20 protein-coding genes are annotated in these 21,970 nt (G+C 57.3%); 7 read left to right on the top strand and 13 right to left on the bottom strand.

What is annotated here, in order from left to right; translation table 11 throughout:
- Positions 1-81 precede the first annotated feature (81 nt).
- From CQ018_RS09455 to CQ018_RS09440, 4 genes are all read right to left on the bottom strand, one after another.
- The gene (locus CQ018_RS09455) at positions 82-894 is read right to left on the bottom strand and encodes an isoprenyl transferase (RefSeq protein ID WP_105549731.1); all 813 of its coding nucleotides are present in this window, start codon (positions 892-894) and stop codon (positions 82-84) included.
- The gene (gene recO, locus CQ018_RS09450) at positions 891-1,643 is read right to left on the bottom strand and encodes a DNA repair protein RecO (protein WP_105549730.1); all 753 of its coding nucleotides are present in this window, start codon (positions 1,641-1,643) and stop codon (positions 891-893) included. Before recO ends, CQ018_RS09455 begins: the two co-directional genes overlap by 4 nt.
- Before the next feature lie 93 nt (positions 1,644-1,736).
- Positions 1,737-3,476 carry a 2-isopropylmalate synthase gene (leuA, locus tag CQ018_RS09445; protein ID WP_105549729.1) on the bottom strand — a complete coding sequence of 580 codons (1,740 nt, stop codon included), beginning with the start codon at positions 3,474-3,476 and terminating at the stop codon, positions 1,737-1,739.
- A 425-nt stretch (positions 3,477-3,901) separates the two neighbouring features.
- Positions 3,902-5,230 (bottom strand): NAD(P)/FAD-dependent oxidoreductase, encoded by a 1,329-nt coding sequence (locus CQ018_RS09440; protein WP_105549728.1) that lies wholly within the window; start codon positions 5,228-5,230, stop codon positions 3,902-3,904.
- A gap of 226 nt (positions 5,231-5,456) precedes the next feature.
- Between CQ018_RS09440 and CQ018_RS09435 the strand changes: the two genes are divergently transcribed.
- A complete protein-coding gene (locus tag CQ018_RS09435) occupies positions 5,457-5,855 on the top strand; it encodes a hypothetical protein (protein ID WP_146111868.1) in 399 nt (132 codons plus the stop codon).
- 101 nt (positions 5,856-5,956) lie between these two features.
- Here CQ018_RS09435 and era read toward each other — a convergent pair whose 3' ends face one another.
- Genes era through CQ018_RS09415 form a run of 4 tightly spaced genes read right to left on the bottom strand, consistent with a single transcriptional unit; the run spans position 5,957 to position 9,793 of the window.
- The gene (gene era, locus CQ018_RS09430; RefSeq protein WP_105549836.1) at positions 5,957-6,898 is read right to left on the bottom strand and encodes a GTPase Era; all 942 of its coding nucleotides are present in this window, start codon (positions 6,896-6,898) and stop codon (positions 5,957-5,959) included.
- Between the two features lie 26 nt (positions 6,899-6,924).
- On the bottom strand, positions 6,925-8,235 hold the full coding sequence (locus CQ018_RS09425; RefSeq protein WP_105549726.1) for a hemolysin family protein: 1,311 nt from the start codon (positions 8,233-8,235) through the stop codon (positions 6,925-6,927).
- Positions 8,235-8,708, bottom strand: coding sequence for an rRNA maturation RNase YbeY (gene ybeY / locus CQ018_RS09420; protein WP_105549725.1), 474 nt, complete (start codon positions 8,706-8,708; stop codon positions 8,235-8,237). The genes CQ018_RS09425 and ybeY overlap by 1 nt, the downstream gene beginning before the upstream one ends.
- Positions 8,705-9,793: a PhoH family protein gene (locus tag CQ018_RS09415; protein WP_258142499.1), complete on the bottom strand. Its 1,089-nt coding sequence runs from the start codon at positions 9,791-9,793 to the stop codon at positions 8,705-8,707. The genes ybeY and CQ018_RS09415 overlap by 4 nt, the downstream gene beginning before the upstream one ends.
- 374 nt (positions 9,794-10,167) lie before the next feature.
- Here CQ018_RS09415 and CQ018_RS09410 point away from each other — a divergent pair, with 374 nt between their 5' ends.
- The gene (locus CQ018_RS09410) at positions 10,168-11,115 is read left to right on the top strand and encodes a GerMN domain-containing protein (protein ID WP_105549723.1); all 948 of its coding nucleotides are present in this window, start codon (positions 10,168-10,170) and stop codon (positions 11,113-11,115) included.
- Between the two features lie 116 nt (positions 11,116-11,231).
- On the opposite strand, the gene CQ018_RS09405 is transcribed toward CQ018_RS09410, so the two are convergent.
- The 3 genes from CQ018_RS09405 to hrcA form a co-directional block, all read right to left on the bottom strand.
- On the bottom strand, positions 11,232-12,041 hold the full coding sequence (locus tag CQ018_RS09405; RefSeq protein WP_105549722.1) for a 16S rRNA (uracil(1498)-N(3))-methyltransferase: 810 nt from the start codon (positions 12,039-12,041) through the stop codon (positions 11,232-11,234).
- Positions 12,038-13,168: a molecular chaperone DnaJ gene (dnaJ, locus tag CQ018_RS09400; protein WP_105549721.1), complete on the bottom strand. Its 1,131-nt coding sequence runs from the start codon at positions 13,166-13,168 to the stop codon at positions 12,038-12,040. Before dnaJ ends, CQ018_RS09405 begins: the two co-directional genes overlap by 4 nt.
- A gap of 63 nt (positions 13,169-13,231) precedes the next feature.
- Complete coding sequence (gene hrcA / locus CQ018_RS09395; protein ID WP_105549720.1) at positions 13,232-14,245, bottom strand: heat-inducible transcriptional repressor HrcA; 1,014 nt, start codon at positions 14,243-14,245, stop codon at positions 13,232-13,234.
- Positions 14,246-14,475: 230 nt separating this feature from the next.
- Between hrcA and CQ018_RS09390 the strand changes: the two genes are divergently transcribed.
- From CQ018_RS09390 to CQ018_RS09380, 3 genes are all read left to right on the top strand, one after another.
- The gene (locus CQ018_RS09390; protein WP_105549835.1) at positions 14,476-15,336 is read left to right on the top strand and encodes a DUF3097 domain-containing protein; all 861 of its coding nucleotides are present in this window, start codon (positions 14,476-14,478) and stop codon (positions 15,334-15,336) included.
- Positions 15,337-15,540: 204 nt separating this feature from the next.
- Entirely contained in the window at positions 15,541-15,957 is a 417-nt protein-coding gene (locus CQ018_RS09385) for a DUF4870 domain-containing protein (RefSeq protein WP_105549719.1), read from the top strand.
- A gap of 136 nt (positions 15,958-16,093) precedes the next feature.
- Positions 16,094-16,546 (top strand): hypothetical protein, encoded by a 453-nt coding sequence (locus CQ018_RS09380; protein ID WP_105549718.1) that lies wholly within the window; start codon positions 16,094-16,096, stop codon positions 16,544-16,546.
- Between the two features lie 154 nt (positions 16,547-16,700).
- On the opposite strand, the gene hemW is transcribed toward CQ018_RS09380, so the two are convergent.
- A complete protein-coding gene (hemW, locus tag CQ018_RS09375; RefSeq protein ID WP_105549717.1) occupies positions 16,701-17,930 on the bottom strand; it encodes a radical SAM family heme chaperone HemW in 1,230 nt (409 codons plus the stop codon).
- Between the two features lie 2 nt (positions 17,931-17,932).
- Positions 17,933-19,777: a translation elongation factor 4 gene (gene lepA, locus CQ018_RS09370; RefSeq protein ID WP_181149832.1), complete on the bottom strand. Its 1,845-nt coding sequence runs from the start codon at positions 19,775-19,777 to the stop codon at positions 17,933-17,935.
- Between the two features lie 130 nt (positions 19,778-19,907).
- Between lepA and CQ018_RS09365 the strand changes: the two genes are divergently transcribed.
- Entirely contained in the window at positions 19,908-20,534 is a 627-nt protein-coding gene (locus tag CQ018_RS09365) for a type II toxin-antitoxin system PemK/MazF family toxin (protein ID WP_105549715.1), read from the top strand.
- Positions 20,535-20,806: 272 nt separating this feature from the next.
- Complete coding sequence (gene rpsT / locus CQ018_RS09360; RefSeq protein ID WP_105549714.1) at positions 20,807-21,067, top strand: 30S ribosomal protein S20; 261 nt, start codon at positions 20,807-20,809, stop codon at positions 21,065-21,067.
- Positions 21,068-21,970: the final 903 nt, after the last annotated feature.

Raw genomic sequence — 21,970 nt, 5'->3', positions numbered from 1 at the left:
TGCGATGTTCTACCCGGGGAGATAGCACAGCACTACGCCCAAGGACGGCTTAGCCCGATCGCTTCTAGGGCGGCTCGCTAGCTAGCCCCGGGGCGTGGGCTTATCAATAGCCCCACCATAGCGGCGGTCGCGGCTTGCATACTCTTGAACGGCTGCCCACAGAGTTGAGCGGTTAACATCCGGCCACAGGTCATCAATGAAGACCATTTCCGCGTAGGCGGATTGCCAGAGCATGAAGTTTGAGGTTCGCTGCTCACCACTGGTGCGCATGAATAGATCGACGTCCGGCATCGTCGGTTCGTCAAGGTACTTTGCCACGGTCTTTTCGGAGATGCCAGAGGGTTTGAGTCGCCCGGCCTGAACCTCTGCGGCAATGGCCTGCACCGCGTCGGCAATTTCTGCCCGACCACCGTAGTTCACGCACATGGTCAGTTGGCAGGTCTCATTGCCCACCGTCAACTCCTCGGCCGCCTTGAGCTCGTTGACCACCGAACGCCACAACCGTGGTTCACGACCTGCCCAACGAATTTTAACGCCCCAGCTGTTCAACGTGTCTCGCTGACGGCGCAGCACATCGCGAGAAAAGCCCATCAGAAAACGGACTTCTTCGGGGCTGCGCTTCCAGTTCTCGGTGGAAAATGCGTAGACAGATACGTGCTTGATGCCCATTTCGATGGCACCAGCCATCACATCGAGTAGTGCAGCTTCCCCGGCGCGGTGACCTTCGGTGCGTGGCAACCCGCGCTGGTTGGCCCAGCGCCCATTGCCATCCATCACGATTGCCACATGCTGAGGGATAAATTCGGCGGGGATGGAGGGCATGATGAATCCCTGTGGGTGGGCATCGGGGCGTGCTGCTCCGGGTTTGCCCGTGATCTTGGTGGGTTTTTTCATCTTCTCTCCACAATTTTGAGGGATTTAACTGCTCGTTCTAGGTGCCACTGCAGATAGGCGGCAACGATGTTTCCGGCCTGGCCGCGGGCATTGATGTCACTGGTGTTCACGGTGTCCCAGTCACCCTCCAACAAGGCGGCAAGCAGCCGTACTGTTTGTGGTGAGGGGGATAAGGAACCTGCGGGTCGGCAGTCATGGCAAACAACCCCGCCAAGCGGAATATTGATTGCCTGATGGGGGCCTTCGATGCCGCAACGCACACAGTGCGTAAAGCTTGGTGCCCAACCGGCAGTGGCTAGGGCACGTAAAAGATAGGAGTCCAAGACGGTTCCGGGTTCTAATCCCCCGCGGGCCAGCGCGGCAATGGCTCCATGAAGTAGCCGGTATTGTGCTGCAATTGTATCGGCTTCCGAGTCTGTAAGTCGCTCGGCAGTTTCCACCATTGCATGAGCCGCCGTATAAGCAGCATAGTCGGCAACCAATTTTTGCCCGTAGGGGTTGCGTAACTGTGCCTGAGTGATCGTATGTAGGGATTTTCCCACCAAGAGTTGCGCGTCGACCTCCATGAAGGGTTCAAGTGTCGCACCCATCTTGGACCGGGTACGCCGTACTCCCTTGGCGGCGGCCCGAATCACTCCGAGTTCGGGGCTTAGCAGGGTAATGATGCGATCGGCCTCACCAAGTTTTTGGGTACGCAAAATGATTCCGCGCGCGCGGTAACTTCTAGCTGCAAACCCACTTCGTGACACGTTTACTATCATCTCAAACAAAGCTGGGGGTCTGGTGCATCAACTCGATGCTCCAGACCCCCAGCAGGACCGGGCGTTACCGGCACAACATTATTACTTGGTGTCGCGTACCGCGCGGTTCACCGCGGAAATCACTGCCTTCAGCGAGGACATCGTGGTGTTTGTATCAACACCGACACCCCACAGCACCCGATCGCCAACGGCACATTCAACATATGCTGCAGCAGCCGCATTGCCGCCCTCGGACAGGGCATGTTCGGTGAAGTCGAGCACACGCACGTCAACGCCCTCGGCACCGAGGATATTGACAAGTGCGTTGATCGGACCATTTCCGGTGGCCTTGCGGCTGTGTGCAATGCCGTCAATGATCAGTGACACCGTGAGGTTGAAGCTACCATCTTCGGCGGTTTCGGCGGTTGCCGAGCCCAGCTTGAAACGGCCCCATGGCTCGTTGTCCGAACCCTCGGTCACCGGCAGGTATTCGTCCTGGAACACGTTCCAGATTTCGGCCGAGGAAATTTCGCCACCCTCACCGTCGGTTTTCTGCTGAATAACCCCGGAGAATTCGATCTGTGCGCGGCGTGGCAAATCAAGCGAGTGCTCGTTCTTCAGCAGGTACGCAACCCCGCCCTTACCGGACTGCGAGTTCACGCGGATGACAGCCTCGTAGGAACGGCCAATGTCCTTGGGATCCACCGGCAGGTACGGAACCGCCCATTCGATCTCATCTACGGTCTTGCCCGCTGCCTTGGCATCGATCTCCATGAGTTCGAAGCCCTTCTTGATGGCATCCTGGTGGGAGCCGGAGAAAGCGGTGAAGACCAGATCGCCACCGTATGGTGAGCGTTCGGGAACCGGCAGCTGGTTGCAGTATTCGACGGTGCGACGGATTTCATCCATGTCGGAGAAGTCGAGTTCCGGGTCTATACCCTGACCAAACAGGTTCATGCCCAGGGTGACCAGATCAACGTTGCCGGTGCGCTCACCGTTGCCAAAGAGGCAACCTTCGATGCGGTCGGCACCTGCAAGGTAGCCAAGTTCTGCTGCGGCAACACCGGTGCCGCGGTCATTGTGTGGGTGCAAGGAAAGTACGATCGAGTCGCGATTTTCCAGGTTACGGTGCATCCACTCGATGGAGTCGGCATACACGTTCGGCGTGGCCATTTCCACGGTTGCCGGCAGGTTCAGGATCATCTTGTTTTCCGGGGAAGCCTCCAGGACTTCGGCCACGGCATCGGAGATGCGCTTGGCGAATTCCAGCTCGGTGCCGGTGAAAGATTCTGGGGAGTATTCGTAGGTGATCTTGGTGTCGACCAGCTGCTCCTCGAACTTCTTGCACAGCCGCGCGCCAGAAAGCGCGATATCGACGATGCCGTCCTGATCCTGGTTGAAGACCACGCGGCGCTGGAGCACCGAGGTGGAGTTGTACAGGTGAACGATTGCCTGCTTGGCGCCCTCGAGTGCCTCATAGGTGCGCTGGATCAGGTGTTCGCGGGACTGAGTGAGGACCTGGATTGTCACATCGTCCGGGATACCGCGCTCGATGAGCTGGCGCACGAAGTCAAAGTCGGTCTGTGAGGCGGAGGGGAATCCAACTTCGATTTCCTTGAAACCCATCTTGACGAGCAGGTCAAACATCTTGTGCTTGCGCTCGGGGCTCATCGGATCGATCAGTGCCTGGTTTCCATCACGCAGGTCTACTGCACACCAGCGCGGTGCCTTGGTGATGTACTTATCCGGCCAGGTGCGATCCGGCAAGGAGATATTGATCTGGTCCTGGAATGGCACGTACTTGTGGATGGGCATTCCGGATGGTTTTTGCATGTTTTGCATTTCACTGGGCCTTTTCTATGTATCGGGAGAAAGGGGGCCGGGACGATGTTTGACTCCGCAGCGAGGGGTCGGCCTAAGGACGCCTTAGAGTCCTATGTGGGTCTCGCCGCGGCGGCTTAGTAGCTGTAGTAGTCCGAAATGCATTTGTTTAACATAGCACCGTGTGGCCGCTGTCTGTGATTTGTTGAACAACTGTGTCACATTGTGGACATCTTTGGTCGGCGGCAGATTACCTCGGCAACATTCCCGGTTCGCGGCACCAAATTCGTCATTGGCGCGGCTGTTGCTTGACTGCCGCCCGAACCACTCGAACCGGCCAACCACTTGCTTCGCCCGACAAGCCCCTCTTCATGCAAGGACCTGCCGGGGAAAGCCTACGGGACTGCTGGATATCTGATCATCCCTGAGGGCGAGGCAGCGCGCGATTAGAACGGATCCGGCAATGCCCCAAACGAGAGCTCCCGGCCGAGGATGTTTTCGGCCGCCCGGTGCCCCGAACGCAACGCCGCAGTTACCGTTGCCGGGTCTTCTCCCCAGGTCGCCTCGCCCGCGAGGTGCAGCACGCCGCCGACAGGAGTGGCCAGTAGATCGTGGTCCTCGGGGACCGAACCCGGTTTCATATACGCGTAAGAGCCGCGGGAATAGGGGTCATCCTGCCAATTCGTGACAAGCACGTGCTCCGGGCGCTCGACCTTCTCCCCATAGATGCCGCGCAGGGCCTCGAGTACCGATTCGGCAATTTGCTCCTCGCTCCACTGACGGGTCGCGATGGCGCTTGGCCCGGCGGCAAAGGTAAGCAGGGTCGGAACCCCGTGTAGGTCAGTCAGGTCATACCAGGAGTGCCACCACTTGCCGGCTTCGCCCTGTTGCCGGATCGCATAGACGTCTTGATCCCAGAACTTGTTGGCAAAGCGCAGGAACACCTTCTCGAAGTTGTTCATCTCGAATCCCGCGATGGCGTTGCCCAGCGGTTCGGGCAGGGCTGGAGAGAAGACGAAGTCAGCTGATTTCAGGATCCCAATCGGAACCGTGACTACTACCCGATCAGCACTGAATCCACCATGGTTGGCATGCACCGTCACACCCTGGCTCGACCATTCGACCCGGTTGACCTCATGGCCGAGCCGGATGTCCAAGCCCGCGGCTAGATTCGTTGCAAGCTGACCGAATCCATCTGGGAAGACTACTTCGTCGCCCTGAACCGAATCATCATCGAGGCCGTGTGCGTCGAGGTACTCGGCGGCCACGCCGTACTGTTCTTCCGAACGGTGGTGCAGGAACTCTCGCACACGCTCGGAGCGATCAGCTTCCCAATCCAGCGTGGTGAGGGTTTTTTCGATGGCATCCGCGTAAGTACTGCCCAGGACCGAGACACCGATAGTGTCAGCCAAATGGCTATCAAAGGTGCTGATGTCATCGCCGAACGCTTGGCTTGCTTCCTGACTTAGGCGTTCTCCCGCGGGTCCATAGTAGGCGATGGGCCGGCTCAGGGCTTGGTAACTACCGACGGTGAATTCGACGCTGCGCATACCGAAGTCATTGACCACCTCGGTCAACGGGTTGCCATCGATGCCGTGTATCCAGGAGGCACCACGGTCGGTGGTGAAACCTTCGGCGCGCTCGGAATGGGTACGTCCACCAATGCGATTGCGTGCCTCAAGTACTAGGACGCTGTGCCCGGCCTGGGCCAGCAGGCGTGCTGCAGTGAGTCCGGCTACGCCGGCTCCGACGACAATCGTATCGAATTTTTCCATGCGGCAACTGTAACAGTGGGCCTGCGGGCACCACTAAACTGACGGGAAAACACGGGTTGATCTGGTTGGCTCGGTACTCGTCACTGGGTTCTAGTCACAACTGCGCAACAGAGGAAGCCAAGGCACAATGACTCCCCCATTACTAGGGAACTTCGTCTTGTTTGCCGGTCATGTGAGCTCATGCTTCAGCGTTTCCCCCGAGCTCTGCCCGTCCTAGTATTGGCCCATGAGCGAAAATGATCTTAAACTTCAAACAATACAGATGCCAACAATCGACTGGCTTCTCATAGACGGAACTATCGATAATGTGGCAGCTATTTCCATGGATGAACCCGCACGGGTGAAACGCTGTAGCCACATTCGAGAAACCGGCTGGCAGGCACATCCAGACTGGCCCACGGATATTGAAGCATTGGACAATTGGCCGCCTGCCGAGAAAATCTCGCAGATCGAGCTCTCAGGAAGTGACTGGCATCTGATCATTGATTCGCTAGCGGACGTGGAAGCAGATTTGATGTTGGCAGCAGATGCCTCCATGCCCGCTGAAGAGCGTGAATATCATGCACTAATTGCCGCTAGATCCCAAGAAATTGCTGGCTTTCTCCAACAAAAGTTAGATTCGTAAGATATCGCGCAGGCGAGGAGCCTCAAAGACCCCAGATTTTGTTTTAAATGAAGTTGGTTCCGAACCGCCTGGGTTCGGAACCAACTTCAGGGTGTGAATAATTAGAAGCCGAGCTTGCCCAGCTGCTTGGGATCGCGCTGCCATTCCTTGGCGATCTTCACGTGCAGATCGAGGTAGACCTTGGTACCCAGCAACGCCTCGATGCCCTTACGTGAGCGGGTTCCCACATCACGCAGGCGCGCACCGCCCTTACCGATGACAATTGCCTTCTGGCTCGAGCGTTCCACATAGAGATTCACGCGTACATCAAGTAGCGGATTATCCTCCGGACGGCCCTCACGTGGAACCATTTCCTCAACAACGACGGCCAACGAGTGTGGAAGCTCATCGCGCACGCCCTCAAGAGCTGCCTCACGGATCAGCTCGGCGACCATCTTGGCCTCGGGCTCATCGGTCAGCTCACCATCCGGGTACAGCGGTGGGGAAAGCGGCATCTGCTTGGCCAGGACGTCGGCAACCTCCTTGACCTGGAAGTCCTTGGTAGCCGAAACCGGCACCACAGCTGCCCAGCCGGCCTCGCCCAGGGTGTCAACACCCAGCTGGGCAACCGCCATGAGCTGCTGCATCAGAGCCGCCTTATCGACGGTGTCGGCCTTGGTCACGATCGCGATGATTGGCTTTTTCTGTAGCTGTGCCAATTGGGTGGCGATAAAGCGGTCACCCGGACCGATCTTCTCATTGGCCGGCAGGCAGAAACCAATCGCATCGACCTCGGAAAGTGTCTCTGCAACAAGGTCGTTGAGGCGCTGGCCCAGCAGGGTACGCGGGCGGTGCAAACCGGGGGTGTCAACAAGGATCAGCTGAGCGTCCTCGCGGTGCACGATACCTCGGATGGTGTGCCGGGTGGTCTGCGGCTTGGAAGAGGTGATTGCCACCTTCTGGCCCACCAACGCATTGGTCAGCGTCGACTTGCCCGCGTTGGGACGGCCCACGAAAGAGGTGAAGCCGGAACGGAAGTCCTTCGGCCAACCGCCATCGGGCATCAGTGCGGGGGTGTGGGTGTTCCGGCTCATGCTTGCTCCTTGTAATGCTGTGTATCGTCAACGGCGGGCTGCTCGCCGGTAATAGTTTTTTCTTCAGCCTTGCGCACCAGAATCTTTCCAATGCGATTGCGTCGTCCGCTCAAGGCAACGACCTTCATCTCTAGACGGTGTGAGGTGGCCTGCGAACTGAGCACCGGGACGGTTCCCAGTGCCTTGCTCAGCAGCCCCGCGACGGTGTCTACCTCGTCCTCATCAATCTCAATGTCAAAGAGTTCTTCAAGCTCATCGATCGAGGTTCGAGCCGAAACCGTGTAACTGCCGTCCTCATTGTCCTCGATCTCATTGCGTGTGCGGTCATATTCGTCATCAATCTCACCAACAATTTCTTCGATGAGGTCCTCGAGGGTGACAAGCCCCGCGGTTCCACCATATTCATCGATCACGATTGCCATATGTGTGGATTCTCGCTGTAATTCGGGAAGTAATTCACCAACAAGCTTTGATTCTGGAACATAACGGGTGGGGCGGGCCAAATCTTCAACCCGCGCGCTGCTGCCCGGCTGGCGGTGCAGCTTATAGGCGACATCCTTGAGGTAAATAATGCCAAAAATATCATCGGCATCCTCACCAATCACTGGCACTCGGGAACACCCAGAATTCAGGAATAGCTCCATTGCAGCATTGAGATCTTCGCCCTTGTCGATGGTCTTCATCTCGGTGCGAGGAACCATGACCGAGCGCACATAGGTGTCTTCAAGGTCAATCACCGAGTTAATAATCTCCGCCGCATCATCTTCAAGGCCATCGCCTTCCGAAGCACGATCGACAAGATCGCGGAGGCGTTCCTTGGATAAGAACCCCTCATCCTCGGCCACGGCATGTGGCGCAATTGCTTGGCCAATGCTCACCAACCAGGTGGGAATCGGGCCGAGCACCAATCGTAGGAAGCGGATCAACGGTGCGGTTGCGCGCACCACCGCATCGGCATGGGAGCGACCATAACGACGCGGTGAAACACCGACAAGCACAAAACTAACGCCGGCCATGGTGATGGTTGCCAGTAGACCGGCGAGGAAGACATTGTCCAAGATGTCGTGGTAAAGAATGCCCAGCGCCACTGCCGAGGCTGTTTCAAACCAGATGCGCCAAAAACGCACCGCATGGGTGTGGCTAATGGTGTCGGAAAGAATATTGCTCAGGTGAACCGAGGAGGATTCGTTGCGGAGGACTTCGGCCTGCTGGCGCGAAAGGTAAAGGTATGCCGACTCGGCGGCGGTGAGAATTGCCGCGCAGATGATGAACACCAGCGCGCAGAGCGCGAGAATAGTCGCGATCACTAGTTCATCGTCTCCCGCGGTGCCGGGCGGCCTAGGAATCCTTCAAGCAGCTGACGTTGAAGGGTGAACATGATTTCTTTTTCGTCGGGTTCTGCATGATCGAAGCCCAAAAGGTGCAGCATTCCGTGGGTCGTGAGCAACAAGATTTCATCTTCTACGCTGTGTCCACCCTCTGCCGCCTGTTTGGTGGCTACCTGCGGGCAAATCACAATATCGCCAAGCATTCCGGCTTCCGTGGGGCTACCGGGGCGGCCCGGGCGTAGCTCATCCATGGGGAAGCTCATCACATCCGTGGGGCCCTCGAGGTCCATCCATTCAACGTGCAGTGCACTCATGGGTTCCTCATCCATCAGGATGATCGAGACTTCGGTTTCCGGGTGAACGTGAAGTTCGGACAGGATTTTGCGCCCCAACTCACTGATCCGTGCCAGGTCCGCCTCGATTTCGGACTCGTTGTTGACCTCTACGCTCATGATGCGTTCTCCTGTGTGTTGGGCTTGGTGCCCGGATTCTTGACGTTTTTGTTTCGTGCCGATGTGGCGCGGCGTGCACGCGCTGCCGAACGGTTAAAGTTTGGATCTTGACGAACGCTCCAGCGTTCATAGGCGCTAACGATGGCACCAACAAGGCGGTGGCGCACCACATCGGTTGCATCGAGTTCGCAGAAGGCTATGTCATCGACGCCCTCAAGGATTTCTGCCACGACTCGTAAACCACTCTTGGTGCCACCTGGCAGATCAATCTGGGTGATATCTCCGGTGACCACAATCTTTGAACCAAAGCCAAGTCGAGTCAGAAACATCTTCATCTGTTCGGGTGTGGTGTTTTGTGCCTCATCGAGGATGATGAATGCATCATTGAGCGTTCGCCCGCGCATATAAGCAAGTGGGGCTACCTCGATGGTTCCCGCAGCAAGTAATCGCGGGATCGAATCGGGTTCCAACATGTCATGCAGTGCATCGTAAAGTGGACGCAGGTAAGGGTCGATCTTGTCGGTGAGCGTACCGGGCAAGAAGCCGAGTTTCTCCCCGGCTTCTACCGCAGGCCGGGTGAGGATAATGCGACTTACCTCTTTGGCCTGTAATGCTGCAACTGCCTTGGCCATCGCCAAATAGGTTTTACCGGTACCGGCGGGCCCCACACCAAAGATGACAGTATTCTCATCGATGGCATCTACATAGGACTTCTGGTTTACCGTCTTGGGGCGAATGGCCTTGCCACGCCCGGAGAGGATTTTGAGCCCTAACACCGATTGCGGATCGTTTGAATTTGTTCCCTCGAGCATGCGAATGAGTTGCTCAATTGTCTGCGCAGAGATTCTGGTCCCACGATCAGCAAGCGCGCGGGCCTCGGTAATGACGCGCAGTGCCTTGTGGGCAGATATTGCCTCCCCGGTGACTCGAAGCTCGTTGCCGCGAGCATGCAATTCCACCCCCGGGTATGCTCCACCGATCACACGCAAGAGTTCATCGTGTGCCCCAAGGGTGGCAACCATCTGATCCGAAGTCTCGAAGCTGACCACGGCATCGGTTCCCCGGCCCTGGTCAGCTTGGCTCATCTCGTGATCCATACGACTGTTGTCGCCTCCGCATTCTGTACTGGCAACTGTAGTGCGCACGGTCTTTCCGTGGCCACCGATCCCCTGCACGATTATTATCTTATCCTGTGCGCCTCGGCCGTAGGCATTGAATAGCACGTCAGCACGTGGTGTATGTCGCTTTAAATGCTACATATATGAGGTTGAGATTCGGTCTCGGTGTGTGGTGGTAGATCGGTGCAACATATCAATCGGGCAACAGTCCTTACAAAATCCGCTTTTCACGCTCTTCTGCGTGGCTGTTTATGCAAAGCTGGTAACTTGACCGTCGTCTCCCCCGAGGGTCAGGTACCGCTGTTTTAAGCACCGTTCGTTTAAGAAAGCTACTAATTTCGATGTCCCGATTCCGTCGTACAACTAAAACCCGTGTTGCGGTTTTGGTGCTCATCTCGCTGTTTGGCACGCTCGCGGCCTGCGGTGTTGGTGCGGAAGGTGAACAATTTTCGATGCCCGAGGCTCAGGCGAACATCAGCTCGAGCCTCGCCCCGTTATCAACGATCGAGATGGAATCACTGAGCACCAACCGTTTGGCACCTGTCTACTGGCTAGCCGAGTCTGATGACACGGTTCGGCTTTACCGAGAATTCGTCAATATTGCCGGAACCGGTGATCCAATTGCCGGTGCGGTCTCCCATATGCTTTCGTCCAAGCCCATTGACCCGGCGTATTTCAATCTTTGGCGTTCCAGCCCATCTGTTGGAGTCTCGGTGAACTCCGAGAACGTCATTACCCTGGACATTGATAAGAAGGCCTTCGGCGCGACGTTGGATGCGGGATTGGCGGAACGCTCAATTGCTCAGCTTGTCTATACGGCTACGGCGGCGGCTTCCAACTCGGGGATTCTCACCGATGGCCTTGAACCGAGTGTACGAATACTCGTTGAGGGATCGAGCGATTTTCTTGCCTTTGGACAAATCTCGCTCGACCAGAATTTCACCAGAGATGTAAAGCTCGCTGCCCCACTGTGGATCATCGACCCACAGTGGGGCAGCAAACGCGCGGCCGGGCAGGTTACCTTTCATGGACTCTCGGCCGATTTCTCGGGTGGCGAATACTGGGAAATTAGACGTCATGAACCTAATTCCGAAAAGAAGGCCGCTAAGCTCGGCGAACTGGTTGCCACCGGAAAACTGCATCCCGGCACTCCGGGGCTAGATACAAATGAATTCACCTTCAGCTACCAGTTGGAACCCGGAGAATATGTTTTCAGCGCGTGGGGTGTCGACGCCGCTCAGGGGCTAGAGGTAGCTCGCGAATCCAAGGTATTTACGCTCACCAAGTAGCAATGCTGTTTTGGTGCTTTAAAATCAAGTAGCTGAGGCTCCCACACTCGAGTGTGGGAGCCTCAGCTACTTACTTATGTGTTGTGGTCACCCGAAAATTTGGGGTTGTAAAGTCCTTACAACTGACCGAGTAGGTGGCGGACCAAGACCAGTGCAGCAGGTCCTGCGGTTGAGGCACGCAATACGTGTTTACCTAACAAGGCAACTTTCGCACCTGCCTGGATGAACTTATCAAGCTCGCTATCGGAAATACCGCCCTCGGGACCAACAATCAAGATCACCTCTGGGCGCGGCGCTGCCGGATCATCGGAAACCGCAGTGGCCGCAAGTTCTGACGTCCAATCCTGCACGATGCCCGCAACCGAATCTGTACCGCGTTCGTGAAGCACTAAAACCAGCACCGGAACATGCGAAGAAGTGCGCTGAGCAAGTTCCTTGGCTAGCCCGGAGGTGGTAAGCATCGGGGCTACCTTGGGGAGGAAGGTGCGCCGGGATTGCTTGAGCGCGGCGAGCACCGTCGCTTCCCACTTTCCCAGCGCTTTGGCAGCCTTTGCCTCATTCCAACGCACAATTGCACGTTCAGATTGCCACGGACGCACCGCATCGATTCCAAGCTCCACCGCAGATTCCACGGCTTGCAGATCTCGATCTCCCTTGGCAAGTGCCTGCACCAGGGTGATGTGCACCGAGTTTGCTTCTTCATGTTCAATCGAACTGACGGTTGCACGCAACGATGATTTATCTGTGTCAACAACCTGGACGCTGGCGCGTACCCCGGTGCCATCGACAAGGTCGATCATTTCACCGGCGCGCACACGCTTGACGTTCACCGCGTGGTGCGCCTCGGGACCCTGCAAGATCAGCTCGCTGCCGACCTGCGGGTTACCGAGGGTTCCGTGGTCCATGAAGAAGCACTGGTTGCTCATGAGCCCAGATTGCCTAGTTTGCCGCGCAGGCGTGAGAACATTCCTCCACTATTTTCCATGCGGCCCTCGGCGAACTCCTCGCCACGTAGCTTGGCAAGTTGCTCCAGCAACTCGCGCTGTGCAGCATCCACCTTGGTGGGGGTCTCGACATGCAGGTGCACGATGATGTCTCCGCGCTTACCACCGCGCAGTCGCGGGACACCGTAGCCGGACAGGCGAACCGTGTCACCGGACTGGGCTCCGGATTCGACCTCGATGGTCTGCTCACCATCGAAGGTTTCAAGTTTCAAATCAGCACCGAGCGCCGCGGCGGTCATGGGGACGTTCATGCGTGCGTGCAGATCCACTCCCTCGCGCTCGAAGACCTTGTGACGGCGCACCTCGATCTCAACATATAGATCGCCGTTGGGGCCACCGCCCGGACCTGCCTCACCCTGATTTGCCAGGTGGATGCGGGTGCCGCTGGCAACGCCCGCGGGGACCTTGAGCTGCTTGGAGATACGTTCGCGGATCCGGCCTTGACCGCTGCAATCGATGCATGGATCCGGGATAGTGGTACCAAAACCGCGGCAAGCCGCACAGGTTTCAACGGTCATCATCTGGCCCAGGAAGGAACGGACCGGGCGCTGAACCTGGCCGGCACCGTGGCAGATGGTACAGGTGACCGGCGAGGTGCCCGGACGGCAGCAGCTACCCTCACAGGTGGTACAGGTGACCGCGGTTTCCATTTCCAGCGGGTACACGGTTCCCGCAACCGCATCGGCAAGGTCGATGGTCGCGGTGATCAGTGCATCGCGGCCACGCTGCACGCGTGAGGCCGGGCCCTGGGCCTGGCCTCCGCCGAAGAACTGCTCAAAGATATCGCCAAATCCACCACCGAACCCGCCACCGCCACCAAAGCCCTGCTGGCCGGTGCCGTTTTCGTTGCCCGTGGCATCGTAGTTGGCGCGCTTCTCGGTATCGGAGAGCACCTCGTAGGCGCGGGTGACAAGTTTAAACTGCTCCGAAGCGTCATCGCCCGGGTTTACATCCGGGTGTAGCTTGCGGGCCAGCTTTCGGTAGGCCTTCTTGATTTCTTCGCCTGTTGCGTCCTTGTTGACGCCCAGGACTTCGTAGTGGGTGCTCACAGTGCTCGCTGTGTCCTTTCATACTTCAAAAAATTGATCCTGGCCTTGCACATGTAGTGCGCGTTAGCTGGCCAAAATGCGGGAAAGATATCGTGCAACGGCGCGTACAGCCGCCATTGAGGTGGGGTAGTTCATCCGGGTGGGGCCCAGCACACCGATCATCGAGCGCTCCCCCGGGCCGTATCCGGTTGCTACAACCGAGGCCTCGGTCAGCGCCCCGTATTGGTTTTCGGTGCCGATGCCAACGGCGATACCGTGCGCATCTTGTTCAAGTTCGGAGAACAATTGCAGCAGCACCACTTGTTCCTCAAGGACCTCAAGAACCGGGGTAATGCTCAAGGGGAAGTCTTGATTGGCGCGTGCCAAGTTAGCGGTGCCGGCCATGACCATCCGGTCAACAGTATTATTGCGCGCAAGTGCCGCAAGCGCCTCGGCAACAGCCCGGGCGCTATTCTGCATCCGTGGTTCAACAAGATCGCTGGCCCCGCCACAGAGTTTCGCGACATCGGCAATGGGACGTTTTGCCAGTACACCTAGGAAGATAGCGCGTAGTCGCAGGAGTTCTTCCTCGCCGGTTTCCGCTGTCAGTAAGATTACGCGCTGTTCAACCTTGCCACTTGAGGCAATCAGCACCACAAGGGTTTGCCCGGCGCCCAACCCCACAAGTTCGATGTGTCGCACTGTGGCATCCGAATAGTGCGGCACCTGAATCAGCGCTACCTGCTGGGTGATGCTGGCAAGCAGTCGAACGGTATTCTCCAGCACATCGTTGAGGTCGTGTGAACCCTCAATCAAGGCCGCAATGGCCCGGCGTTCAGCGGAAGAGAGCGGCTTTATATCCCCGATTTGGTCCACGAAATGGCGGTAGCCCTTTTCGGTGGGAATACGCCCGGATGAGGTATGCGGGGCAACAATGAACCCCTCTTCTTCAAGGGATGCCATGTCGTTGCGGATTGTGGCCGCCGAAACACCGAGGTTGTGCCGTTCCAAGAGGGCACGCGAACCTACCGGTTCGCGGGACTGAACGTAGTCTTCAACGATGGCTCGAAGCACTTCGAGCCTGCGTGGTTCGCTCATGGTTCCCCCTCCTGACTGTCACGATATTGGTCTGAACGATGTATGGGGCTAGACGCGCGCGAATAGGCAGATCACGCTTAGCACTCGACACGTCCAAGTGCTAAGTCTAATACGACAAGCTGAGTTGTTAGCATGGTTTGTGCTAAGGCAGTGGTGCCGCGTTCACCACACCCGCTCAAACAGCGCCACCGGATACGGTACGCGCATCCTCGTTCTCTGAAAGTGAAATGATGGCAAATTACTCTTGGGGCGCACAAGATATGAGTGCACCTGCCCGCCGCACGCTGCGTAAGGTCCCGGTGAGCCTAGGTCTGCTGCTCGAAGACGTCGAAAGCGGCTGGGTCGGCGAAGTGATCAGCACCGAAAAAGCCGGCGGAATGCGGGTCATGGCGTTGGAAGATCGTGCCGGACGCAGCAAATCCTTCCGCACCGGTTTCGGTTTCCTGCTCGAGGGTGAACCAGTAGAAATTACCGAACCCGTCCCAGCGGCACCGATCAACCACGGAACAGCGCGCAGTGCCTCGGGCTCACGCCTCGTAGAAAACCATCGGGCGCGAACCGCTCGCGCCAGCCGCATCTGGGTTGAAGGTAAACACGATGCCCAGCTGGTGGAAAAGGTTTGGGGTCATGACCTGCGCGTGGAAGGCATAGTGGTTGAGCCGCTGCATGGTGTTGATGATCTTGCCGCGCTAATCCGCGATTTCGCTCCGGGCCCGCAACGCAAGCTAGGCATCCTAGTTGACCACCTGATAGCCGGAACCAAGGAAGCAAAGATTGCGGCCGAAGCCATGCGAGTCCCGGGGGCAGCAGGAAACGTACTGATTGTTGGGCACCCCTACGTCGATGTCTGGCAGGCGGTGCGCCCCGCAGTCCTTGGAATCAAAGCATGGCCAGTGGTGCCGCGGGGTACCGATTGGAAAACCGGAATCCTCCAGGGATTGGGGTGGCCGCACGCCGAGCAACTGGATATTGCCCAAGGCTGGGAACGGATCTTGGGTCAGGTGCGCAGCTACGTGGATCTAGAGCCATCACTATTGGGTCGAGTAGAAGAGGTCATTGATTTCCTCACCGCCGGCGACTACCAAGACTGATCACGCACTATATTGCTCGTGAGTTTTGTCACGATTTTGTGGATAATTCCTAGCTGACCACGGTTTTCTGACACTTTCAACACGGCATTACGCCATTAAGCGACACGGCGCATCAGCGATAGCTGCACTTGAGCAAAACCAGATGCCGATAGGCGATAAACTTACAACCGGTTTAGCAATTCAACGACGGACAGGAATCTGCCAGTGGTCAACGAGGTACGAGGCTCAACGGGCTCAGGAGACGGCAAGCCGAACGGGTTTGAAGGCTCCTCGGATGCCCCGCAGCCGCTGACTCCCTCCGAAGACCGCCAGTGGGCAACAATTGCCCACTTCGGTGCGATCCTCGGGTGTATCCCCTCGGCGATCATCTACTACGTCTACCGCTTTCGTGGCCCCTTCACCGCTCAGGAATCTAAGGAAGCGCTGAATTTCACACTTCCACTCACTGTGCTTGCCATCGTCGCCAACCTGCTGGCGATACTTCCCGGCATCGGCTGGGTCTTTGCGGTACTCTCCGTGATTATCTGGATTTTCCTGACAATTAGCGGCATCAAGGCAGGCATCAACGCAAATAAATCTCGTCCGTACCGTTACGGGTTCAACCTACGTCTGTTCAAGTAATCACGGCCGAACACAACTGCTTTTGCAAGACCCTCTAAATAATTCATCACATGATGGATATTTCAGAGGGTCTTGTCGTATCTTGCCTTCTGAGCACGGTTTATTAGATCCAGCACACATACCGTAATTTTCTTCTATGACTGACAACGAACAGCATCCGGGTGATATCCCTTCATGGTTCGTTGCAGCTGTTACTGATTCATTGATTATTTGGTCGCCCGCTGTGGGCAGCCTCGTCTTCGCGCCAGACTTACCATTCCTTCTGCCGGTTGGCTGGGTGGTGCTGGCAATTGTGGGTAACTGGGCGCTGTACTCTCATGGACGCACGCTTGGCACCAGAACCGCTGGGTTCAGAGCTACAAAATATAAGACTGAGGGTGATCCCGGCTGGAAGTGGGGTCTGCTGATCGCCCTTGCGACGACTTTCTGGTTGCCTCTGCTAGTTCTTCTAGTGCTCATAGAATTTGCTCCAACAGATATGGGCGGTGCACTATCCTCGGCACGAAACTATCTGGTGATCGGGAACCGGACTCATCAACGAAGGTGGCTACAAGCTGCCGATGATTCGTGGGAGCGTTGGACGCGCTAGAACCGACTCCCTGAGATCGTCACGACCCAAGTGGCAATAGATTCTGGACCAGAGGGCGCCGTAGGCACGCGAGTCGTTCCTCCCAGGTATTCGAAAACGACTTTGCCCGTGTTTCCCAACGAATGGGAAACACGGGCAAAGTCGATTGAAGCGTTTAGTAGTTCAATAACCTACGCAAAACGGCATCGGCCAGCAGCCTGCCCTGCAAAGTCAGCACAACCTTCTTCGCGAACGCGGCTTCGGGAACCACCAGGCCATCGGCAATCAGTCCAGCAATGGCCGTACGGCCCTCGGGCAGTAGCTCAGCTGTATCCATTCCATCAACGATGCGCGTGAGCAACATTGCGCGTTCCAGATACCTTGCATCTTCATCCGGTGTTTCGCGACCGGCTGCCGGGGATGTTCCGGCATCGATACGCTGTTGGTACGCGGCGGGATGCTTCACATTCCACCAACGCAATCCGCCAACATGTGAATGCGCCCCGGGACCGGCACCCCACCAGTCTCCCCCACGCCAGTAGGCGAGGTTGTGGATGCAACGTGAGGCTTCGTCCTTGGACCAGTTGCTGACCTCATACCAGGAGTAACCCGCAGCACCGAAGAGCTCATCGGCAATCAGATACTTATCGGCGTGGTCGTCATCATCAATATTTGCTACCTCACCGCGGCGGATCTGCCCGGCAAGCCGGGTGCCCTCCTCGATGATCAGCGCATAGGCGGAAATATGATCCGGATCGTAGGACAGCGCGGTGTTTACACTGGTGCGCCAATCCTCGATCGACTCCCCCGGGGTGCCATAGATCAAATCCACGCTGACCTTCAGGCCAGCTTCCTTGGCCCACGCAACCGCCATACCAACCCGATCGGGGTTATGGGTACGGTCAAGGGTTTTCAGAACATGCGGAACGGCCGACTGCATACCAATTGAGACGCGGGTAAACCCGCCATCCTTGAGTACCTGCAGTGATTCGCGCGTGACCGAGTCGGGATTCGCTTCGGTAGTGACCTCGGCATTTTCTGCCAACGTCCATTGGGTACGAATTTCGTCAAGTACGCGCACGAGGTCTTCGGCCGGCAGCAAGGTGGGTGTGCCGCCACCAAAGAAGACGGTGGAGACCTCACGAGTGGGAACTCCCGAATCAAGCAGGGCCTTGGCACCAAAAACGATCTCTTGGGAGACCGCTTCGGCATAGGTGTCCTGGCTGGAGCCGGAGCCCAGCTCATGCGCGGTGTAGGTATTGAAGTCGCAATACCCGCAGCGCACTGCGCAAAACGGAATATGCACATAGACCGAAAAGGTTCGGTCCATGGCACCAACGGCGCAGCTTGCCGGAAGCGAGCCGTCCGCTGGTGCCGGATCCCCGAGGGGCAACGCAGCTGCCACTGCTACTTCTTCTTGGGCTCTTCGGAGGACAGTGCGGCGATGAACGCCTCCTGCGGGACCTCCACGCGACCAACCATTTTCATGCGCTTCTTGCCTTCCTTCTGCTTTTCAAGCAGTTTGCGCTTACGGCTAATATCGCCGCCGTAGCACTTGGCAAGCACGTCCTTGCGGATCGCGCGGATGGTCTCGCGGGCGATGATGCGTGAGCCGATGGCTGCCTGGATCGGCACCTCGAACTGCTGGCGGTTGATCAGCTCGCGCAGCTTCACCGTCATCATGGTGCCGTAGGCGTAGGCCTTGTCACGGTGGGTGATCGCGGAGAACGCGTCAACCTGTTCGCCCTGGAGTAGGATGTCGACCTTGACCAGATCGGAGATCTGCTCGCCGTCGGCCTTCCAGTCAAGCGATGCATAACCACGGGTCTTGGACTTGAGCACGTCGAAGAAGTCAAAGACGATTTCGGCCAGCGGCAGCCAGTAGCGCAGCTCCACGCGTTCCTCGGAGAGGTAATCCATGCCGCGCATGGTGCCACGGCGGGACTGGCACAGTTCCATGATGGCGCCGACGAACTCGTGGGGTGCCAGGATCGTGGCGGCAACCATCGGCTCGTGAACCTCGAGGATCTTCCCGTCCGGGAATTCGCTCGGGTTGGTGACCGTGACCATCTTCTTGTCCTCGGTCATCACCTCGTACACCACGTTCGGTGCGGTGGAAATTAGATCGAGGTTGAACTCGGCTTCCAGGCGCTCACGGGTGATTTCCAGGTGCAATAGTCCGAGGAAGCCCACGCGGAAGCCGAAGCCCAGTGCCACGGAGGTTTCCGGAACGTAGGTCAGCGCGGCGTCGTTGAGCTGCAGCTTATCCAGTGCATCGCGCAATGCCGGGTAGTCCGAACCGTCGATCGGGTACAGGCCGGAGAACACCATGGGCTTGGGGTCCTCGTAGCCGCCGAGGGACTCGGTGGCGGGCTTGGCGAAGTTGGTGACAGTGTCGCCAACCTTTGACTGGCGCACGTCCTTCACGCCGGTGATCAGGTAGCCGACCTCACCGACGCCCAGTCCCTTGGTGGGGACCGGTTCCGGGGAGGAGACGCCGATTTCCAGCAGTTCGTAGACGGTCTCGGTCGACATCATCTGGACTTTTTCGCGTGGGCTCAGGCTGCCGTCGACCACGCGGACGTAGGTAACCACACCGCGGTAGGTGTCATACACGGAGTCGAAGATCATGGCGCGTGCCGGGGCGTCGGGGTTGCCCACGGGAGCTGGCAGGTCGCGAACGACCTTGTCCAGCAGTTCCTCGACACCCATGCCGGTCTTGCCCGAAACCTGGAGGATGTCCTCGGGCTCGCAGCCAATCAGCTTGGAGATCTCCGCAGCGTACTTCTCGGGCTGCGCGTTGGGCAGGTCGATCTTGTTCAGCACCGGGATGATCGTCAGCTCGTGTTCCATCGCCAGGTACAGGTTCGCTAGCGTCTGAGCTTCGATGCCCTGAGCCGCGTCCACCAGCAGGATTGCGCCTTCGCAGGCTGCCAGTGAGCGGGAGACCTCATAGGTGAAGTCAACGTGGCCGGGTGTGTCGATCATGTTCAAGGCATAAGCCTTTCCCTCGACCTCCCAGGGCATGCGGACGGCCTGGGACTTGATGGTGATGCCGCGCTCGCGCTCGATATCCATCCGGTCCAGGTACTGGGCCTTCATATCTCGGTTGGAAACGACTCCGGTGAGCTGCAACATGCGGTCGGCCAGGGTCGACTTGCCGTGGTCGATGTGGGCGATGATGCAGAAGTTTCTGATGATCGCCGGATCTGTCGCGGCAGGCACCGGTGCGGTGCGGGCCATGGGTGACACGTAAGGGACCTCGCTAATAAGGAAGTGGAAAGAAGTTGTGTGCAAATTGCTTTGCAATGGCCATTCTCCCATGTCTGAGCGCTGGTGTCGCACACTTAATTAGTGGTGTTGCTCCTGATAGTTTGGCCAGATGAAGTTCAACAGCAATAAAGTCCTCAGATTTCTCGGTAAAGTTCTCGACGGATTCCTCAAATCTCAGAACACTACAAAAGCCAAACCGGGAAGCAAGCCGACAGCTCCGGGAGATCAGCCGCGCACCCCAACGGGCCGAGCAAACGCCCAAAAGCCTGTACCCCAACCCCGAAAAACACACTCAAGCCCCAATGTTGGGCAGTGCGAGTCGGGTGCCTTGCATGGCTGGGAAAATGGCAATTATCCCGGGGATTACCAAGGAACCGTTAGGCCCACTTATAACCCTGTCGCCGACGGGCAGCCAGACCCCGGCGAAATCGTGTGGGCATGGATCCCCTATGAAGAGGATTATGCGCAGGGCAAAGATCGTCCGGTACTGCTGGTGGGCCGGGACGGTGAATACCTGCTAGCCCTGATGATGACCTCGAAGGATCACAACAACGTCCAGCGCCGCGATAGGGACTACGTGGATATTGGTTCTGGTCCCTGGGATAAGCAGGGTCGAGCCAGCGAGGTCAAGGTTGACCGAGTCATTCGACTTCGCGCACAGGGCATTCGACGCGAAGGGGCAGTGCTGAGCAAGGATCGCTTTGCCCGTGTCGCGCAGGCCCTGAGCTCCAACTAATTCCGCCATAATGCTCTAATCCAGCGTTGAAGTGGGGCCTTGGGATGATTTAGGCACACAGCTGTGAGAGGAACTTGATGGGCGTCACGTGCATATTGCTCAAAAAGAATCGTGAGTTGGCGGTGAACCTGATAGTATTACTTCTTGTGTGTCCGCGCAGGTCGACGGGCACTTCTCCCGGGTCGCCATAGGTATCCCCACGCCGCTCAGTCGATGGCCCGGAAGATATCCCTCACCGACCATATAAGCGATGAGCAAGAGAGTTTAAAACAGTGGCAAATATCAAGTCCCAGAAGAAGCGCATTCTCACCAACGAGAAGGCACGCCAGCGTAACGCTGCAGTCAAGTCCGAGCTGAAGACGGCTATCCGCGCAGTTAACACTGCCGTTGTAGCCGAAGACAAGGCTGCTGCCGAGGCTGCACTGGTTGTTGCAGGCCGCAAGATCGATAAGGCTGCCACCAAGGGTGTGCTGCACATGAACAACGCAGCAAACCACAAGTCGGCTATCGCCAAGAAGGTTAACGCCCTCTAAGCTTTATCCCCAGTTTTATTAGGCGCTCCTTCCTCATCACGGGAAGGAGCGCCTAGCTGTTTAATACCTCAAGTGCAGTCTTGTGAGGCACTTCGCGCCACGGCCTTGCACGCTGTTTCTTCACGCAGTCGTCGAGCCCGGTAGCCGGGCAAGCGCCCAACAAATATGCGCGAAACATTCGAAAAAATGCTTATGCTCTCATTCGGTAGTAACCTACTGGCACGAAATGGTTGAGCAACCACCGACCGAGAAGACACAACTACCGTGAAAAAATAGTGTGCCCAAAGTTTTGAGAACTGCATACCGCACACAAGCGACGCAACGCATGGTGGTGTTCTGCCTCAATCAACTCGTGGATTCTGATCCCGGAACTCATGCTTGTCGCGGTACTCGCCATGTGATTCGTGCTGAAACCATTTTCGGGGTGTGTGCCAGTGGAAATGCTCGTGGATCAGACCCCCGGGCAATAACCACAACGAGCTATTTACAAGCTTTACAACATGCCCAGGCACACTATTTAGCCCATTCGGTGGCGCACCACTGATTGACGCGTATGCCTCTACTTGTTACTACTCATTCGAGCATCGGTGAATGCCATAGGGTTTGGTGCCGTAGTCTCGATCGGCCAAATTTCTCAAATTCTCTTGTTGCGCGCCCCCGTCCCGACGCAATGCTTTTAGCCGACCTATTAGTCGCCGAACACGGCTTTGGTAGTTTTCTCGGCAGTCAGCTGAGCCTCGGCGCGGGGATTGCCCTTTGCGCTGAGCTATTTGGCCTACAAAACACCGTGGCAGAAGCCGGCAGTAGGTAGGTGGAATTCTCCTGGTGCTAGCCTTGGCCTGGACCAGGCTCTAGCTCGGAGCGCATTATCCAAGCGACGCGCGGCAATATTCAACGCCAGCC

This window comes from Arthrobacter sp. MYb227 (genome assembly GCF_002975435.1).
Classification (GTDB): Bacteria; Actinomycetota; Actinomycetes; order Actinomycetales; family Micrococcaceae; genus Paeniglutamicibacter.
Note: the sequence above shows the minus strand (reverse complement) of the source record. Positions and strands in the feature narration are given on the sequence as shown.

Coding starts and splice junctions, on each gene's coding strand:
- CQ018_RS09455 (WP_105549731.1), bottom strand. CDS start 894: ATGAAAAAACCCACCAAGATCACGGGCAAACCCGGAGCAGCACGCCCC.
- leuA (WP_105549729.1), bottom strand. CDS start 3,476: ATGCAAAACATGCAAAAACCATCCGGAATGCCCATCCACAAGTACGTG.
- CQ018_RS09440 (WP_105549728.1), bottom strand. CDS start 5,230: ATGGAAAAATTCGATACGATTGTCGTCGGAGCCGGCGTAGCCGGACTC.
- CQ018_RS09435 (WP_146111868.1), top strand. CDS start 5,457: ATGAGCGAAAATGATCTTAAACTTCAAACAATACAGATGCCAACAATC.
- era (WP_105549836.1), bottom strand. CDS start 6,898: ATGCCCGATGGCGGTTGGCCGAAGGACTTCCGTTCCGGCTTCACCTCT.
- ybeY (WP_105549725.1), bottom strand. CDS start 8,708: ATGAGCGTAGAGGTCAACAACGAGTCCGAAATCGAGGCGGACCTGGCA.
- CQ018_RS09415 (WP_258142499.1), bottom strand. CDS start 9,793: ATGAGCCAAGCTGACCAGGGCCGGGGAACCGATGCCGTGGTCAGCTTC.
- CQ018_RS09410 (WP_105549723.1), top strand. CDS start 10,168: ATGTCCCGATTCCGTCGTACAACTAAAACCCGTGTTGCGGTTTTGGTG.
- CQ018_RS09405 (WP_105549722.1), bottom strand. CDS start 12,041: ATGAGCAACCAGTGCTTCTTCATGGACCACGGAACCCTCGGTAACCCG.
- hrcA (WP_105549720.1), bottom strand. CDS start 14,245: ATGAGCGAACCACGCAGGCTCGAAGTGCTTCGAGCCATCGTTGAAGAC.
- CQ018_RS09390 (WP_105549835.1), top strand. CDS start 14,476: ATGGCAAATTACTCTTGGGGCGCACAAGATATGAGTGCACCTGCCCGC.
- CQ018_RS09380 (WP_105549718.1), top strand. CDS start 16,094: ATGACTGACAACGAACAGCATCCGGGTGATATCCCTTCATGGTTCGTT.
- CQ018_RS09365 (WP_105549715.1), top strand. CDS start 19,908: ATGAAGTTCAACAGCAATAAAGTCCTCAGATTTCTCGGTAAAGTTCTC.